This window comes from Nonomuraea maheshkhaliensis (assembly GCF_039529435.1).
GTDB classification, from domain to species: Bacteria; Actinomycetota; Actinomycetes; order Streptosporangiales; family Streptosporangiaceae; genus Nonomuraea; species Nonomuraea maheshkhaliensis.
Genome location: NZ_BAAAMU010000266.1, coordinates 1 through 3,865 on the forward strand (window position 1 = coordinate 1; position 3,865 = coordinate 3,865).

The following is a 3,865-nucleotide window of genomic DNA, read 5'->3' on the forward strand; positions in this document are numbered from 1 at the left end:
CCGGCCACCCTCACGCCGCTGGGGCGCTCGCCGACGGCCACCCCCACGCTCGTGGGGCGCTCGCCGACGGCCGCATGATCGTCGCAGGGATGTACGGCGACGGCCGCCCGGCCGGTGACCCCGATGCGCCGCCGGAGCAGCGGCCGCCGGGGAAGCGGGATCCCGGTGGGCTGCTGTCGCTGGCGTGCACCACGCTGAGCTGCTGCACGTGCGGCCTGTACCGGCCCGCCTGGGACGAGGAGCACGAGAGCTCCTGCTGCGGGCGCCTGGACTGCTCCGGTTGCGACGCCTGCAGCAACTGCTGCGACTGTTGTTCTTGTTGCGGCGAGGACGGGTGCTGCGGCGGCGGCTGTGGCTGTGACGGCTGCAGCTGCGACTGCTAGCGCTGCCTCGATGTCAGCCTGCGGGACTGACGCCGGCCCGCCTGAGCCTGCGTCTGCCGGGCCTGCTGCTGTGGTTGGCGGACGCCTCCCCGTCGGGGACCTTGCCTGACCGGGAGGTAACCAGCGCGCGCTTTGCCGTTCCGGCAACGGGAGTTGAGCCGCGGGCGCGAGGGTGACGACGATGGCCCGGGCCGGACGACCGGCGCACCACGCGAGAAAGCAGGACCCCTATGCACGTCTTCGTCACCGGCGCGAGCGGTTACATCGGCGGCGCCGCCGCCGTCCGGCTGCTCCAGGAAGGACACACCGTCACCGGCCTGACCAGGGACGCGGCCACCGCGGACGCCCTCGCCCGGCTGGGCGTCGAGCCGGTGGTGGGCGACCTGGACGACGCCGGCACGCTGGCCGAGCAGGCCGGACGCGCCGACGCGGTCGTCAACGCCGCGGACAGCGACCACCGCGGAGCCGCGCAGACGCTCATAGACGCGCTGGCCGGATCGGGCAAACCGCTCGTCCACACCAGCGGCACCAGCATCGTCGGCGTCGGCACCAGCGGCGAAGCCGACGAAACGACTTTCGGCGAGGACCTGCTCGACCCGGGCTCCGCCTGGGAGCCCGAGCACCCCGTACGCCGGGCACGCGTCGCCCTCGACCGCCTCGTCCTGGCCGCCGCGGACCAGGGCGTACGTTCCACGGTCCTGTGCCACAGCCTCATCTACGGAGACGCGCGCGGCCTGCCCCGCGACAGCGTCCTGATCGCCGCACTCGTACGCCAGGCGCGGGCCGGCGGGGTGGTCAGGCACGTCGGCACCGGGGCCAACGTCTGGTCGACCGTGCACCTCGACGACGTCGCCGACCTGTACCTCCTCGCCCTGGACAAGGCGTCTCCCGGCCTGTTCTGCTTCGTCGGGAACGGCGAGGCGTCCTTCGCCGCGATCACCGGGGCCATCGCCCGCCGCCTCGGCCTGCCCGGTCCCCGTCCCTGGGAGCCCGGCTCCGCCGATGACGTCTGGCACCCGGAGTTCGCCAGGCACGCCCTCGGCTCCAACAGCCGGGTCCGGGCCGTACGCGCCCGCGAACAGCTCGGCTGGAGCCCTCGCCACCGCTCGATCACCGACTGGATCGCCGGCGCCGATCTGGGCAAGGCGATCTGAGCAAGGCGATCTGGGCGCGCCGACCTGAGCGCGCCTGTCGGGGCGTCGACACACCGATGACCTGGGCGGCGCGCACGATGGCAACATTCTGATCATCTTCCGGTAATCGGCAGGACGGAGACTGGCCACCCGACGGACATCATGAAGGTGATCATCATGGACATCGACCATACGAGCATGGAGACGGCCGGCCGGGCCATCGCCCTCGAAGGAGGGGAGTTCCTGCGCACGGTGAACCGGCTCAGCGCCCAGGTCGAGCAGTTCATCCCCTACTTCGGCAACCCGTCCAGCGACGAGGCGGCCCGCCTCTTCCGCCAGGGCGAGGAGGGCCAGGCCGGCTTCGACCAGGCGTACGAGGACCTGAGCAAGGCCCTGACCAACCTGGGTGAGGCGTACAAGGTCATCGGCTCCGCGGTGGTGTCGATGAGCAAGAACGTCAAGGCGGCCGACCTGGCCAGCATGATCGACAAGAACGCGTTCGTCCAGGACCTCTTCGAGTTCGCCGGACGCAAGAACGACGAGATCCCCGTGCCGACCACACCGGTCGAGCGGACCTGAGGAGAAGGGCATGCCCATCGGGCTCGCGGGCAAGGTCGCCCTGGGCGGTATGGCGGGCGCCGGCGCGGCCGGGTTGCTGGCGCCCGAGTTCCTGTTCGGCATCTCGTACCTGGAAGGCGACCCGGACAAGATCCGCGAGGCGGCCGACGTCCTGGACGAGATCGCCGACGCCGTCGACAAACACTTCCGCGAGGCGAACACGGCCGCCGAGATCGTCTGGACCAAGAGCTCCGGCCCGGCCGTCGAGGAGTTCAAGAAGTTCTGGACGCAGCGGTACGGCCCGGCCGTCCTCGCCGTCTCGGTCAAGCACCGCAGGGCGGCGAACGCCTGCCGCGCCTACGCCGACGTCATCGAGAAGATCAACCACGCGCTGCGGATACTGTGCTGGATCATGACGGTGGACATGATGTACACCATCGGGTACCAGGTGTTCACCTGGAAGCTGCTACAGGCGATCATGAAGCGACAGGCGCTGCTGCTCAGGTTCACCGCGAACCGCTACGTCACGATGTTGCTGCCCATGCTCACGTACTACGTCGCCGACAGCGCCGCGTACGCCACCGGCGAGGTGCTGCTGTCTCTCGGGCTGAACGGCGCGGGCGGCATCAAGACCGATCTTCAAGGCAACGAAGTGCGCTCGGTTGAGCACAACCTGAAGGTGTTCCGGGAGAACTTCGTCGCCAACGTGGTCTTCGACGGCGTCATCGACGGCAGCGCGGCGCTCATGACCAAGGTGCCGGGTCTGCGCACGATCGCCACCAACGTCACGTTGCCGAACGGCACGGTCCTCAACACCGGGAACGCCCTGCCCCGCCTGACGGCCTCGACCGCGTACTCGATGACCCTGGACGTGCAGCACGGCGACAACCCGCTGCCCGGCACCGAGCACGGGCTGACCGAGCAGGACATGTACCAGAAGTTCATCGTCCATGGCACCCGCAGCCTCATTCCCCGGCTCTGACGGGCGCGCCCTACCGGCCGTCCGTCTCCAGGTAGGGCCGGGTCAGCTCCACGACCCGGCGGGCCGCGTCCTCGGTCGCCTGCCGCGACAGCTCCATGATCGTCTCGGTCAGCTCGTGCGAGGCCAGCCGCATCGCGCGGGGGTCGAGGTGCAGCCCCAGCAGCTGGCCCGAGGCCGACACCCGGACCCTGATCTTGTCGTCCCGGCTGGCCGCCTGGCCGACGACGTCGCCGATGCCGGTCATGACGCCGGCGTACTCCTGGGAGTTCGCCCGGAACTCGCTCATGATCCGGTCGAGTTCGGGGTCGCCGGTACGTCTTTCGCGTTCTGTCATGGCGAATATCTATATTAATGATTATATAGGTGACAACTAGTAACTTTTGCGACATATGGGATGTGAGGGGATGCGGCCCGCGTTCGCCGGTCCGCATGGGGGCTGGCACCCATGCCGCCACCCCCGTTCACGTGCTTTCATCGTGCGCGAGTCGCCGGCACGGCGACGCACAATCTAGGAGCCGGAACGGGGAGCCGGGTCGTGATGGACGCACGGCCCGGGCCCCGGGGTCGTGACGCGCGTGGAGGCGTACCGTGGGGCGAGGCGAGAGGGTCGTCGCGTACGCGCGCGCGCCCGTGCGCGGTCTGGCGCTGGCCGGGCTCGCGCTGCTGGGGCCGCCGCTGCTGATCGCGATCTTCGTGGGCTCGCACGCGGGCCTGCCGTCCCCGGCGTTCTTCGTCGAGCAGAGCCGCCGGCTGCCCGTGCTGGCCCGGCGGCTGGCCGCCCGGCGGCCCGGCCTGGACCTGCCCTCGCC

Annotated in this window: 5 protein-coding genes and 1 pseudogene; 5 read left to right on the plus strand and 1 reads right to left on the minus strand. The window is 70.2% G+C overall.

Annotated elements, in window-relative coordinates; all coding sequences use genetic code 11:
• The 4 genes and pseudogenes from ABFX54_RS56095 to ABFX54_RS56110 form a co-directional block, all read left to right on the plus strand.
• Positions 1-383, plus strand: a pseudogene (locus ABFX54_RS56095) (hypothetical protein); the annotation flags it as partial.
• Positions 384-613: 230 nt separating this feature from the next.
• The gene (locus tag ABFX54_RS56100) at positions 614-1,537 is read left to right on the plus strand and encodes an NAD-dependent epimerase/dehydratase family protein (protein WP_346115522.1); all 924 of its coding nucleotides are present in this window, start codon (positions 614-616) and stop codon (positions 1,535-1,537) included.
• A 156-nt stretch (positions 1,538-1,693) separates the two neighbouring features.
• The gene (locus ABFX54_RS56105) at positions 1,694-2,095 is read left to right on the plus strand and encodes a hypothetical protein (protein WP_346115523.1); all 402 of its coding nucleotides are present in this window, start codon (positions 1,694-1,696) and stop codon (positions 2,093-2,095) included.
• 10 nt (positions 2,096-2,105) lie between these two features.
• On the plus strand, positions 2,106-3,056 hold the full coding sequence (locus ABFX54_RS56110; protein WP_346115524.1) for a WXG100-like domain-containing protein: 951 nt from the start codon (positions 2,106-2,108) through the stop codon (positions 3,054-3,056).
• Positions 3,057-3,066: 10 nt separating this feature from the next.
• On the opposite strand, the gene ABFX54_RS56115 is transcribed toward ABFX54_RS56110, so the two are convergent.
• Complete coding sequence (locus ABFX54_RS56115) at positions 3,067-3,390, minus strand: YbaB/EbfC family nucleoid-associated protein (RefSeq protein WP_346115525.1); 324 nt, start codon at positions 3,388-3,390, stop codon at positions 3,067-3,069.
• A gap of 254 nt (positions 3,391-3,644) precedes the next feature.
• Between ABFX54_RS56115 and ABFX54_RS56120 the strand changes: the two genes are divergently transcribed.
• Positions 3,645-3,865 (plus strand): hypothetical protein (locus tag ABFX54_RS56120; RefSeq protein ID WP_346115526.1); only part of this gene is annotated, 221 nt, incomplete at its 3' end.

Bases quoted from the DNA above. Each gene is read 5' to 3' on its own strand.
- ABFX54_RS56100 (WP_346115522.1), top strand. From the start codon at position 614: ATGCACGTCTTCGTCACCGGCGCGAGCGGTTACATCGGCGGCGCCGCC.
- ABFX54_RS56105 (WP_346115523.1), top strand. From the start codon at position 1,694: ATGGACATCGACCATACGAGCATGGAGACGGCCGGCCGGGCCATCGCC.
- ABFX54_RS56110 (WP_346115524.1), top strand. From the start codon at position 2,106: ATGCCCATCGGGCTCGCGGGCAAGGTCGCCCTGGGCGGTATGGCGGGC.
- ABFX54_RS56115 (WP_346115525.1), bottom strand. From the start codon at position 3,390: ATGACAGAACGCGAAAGACGTACCGGCGACCCCGAACTCGACCGGATC.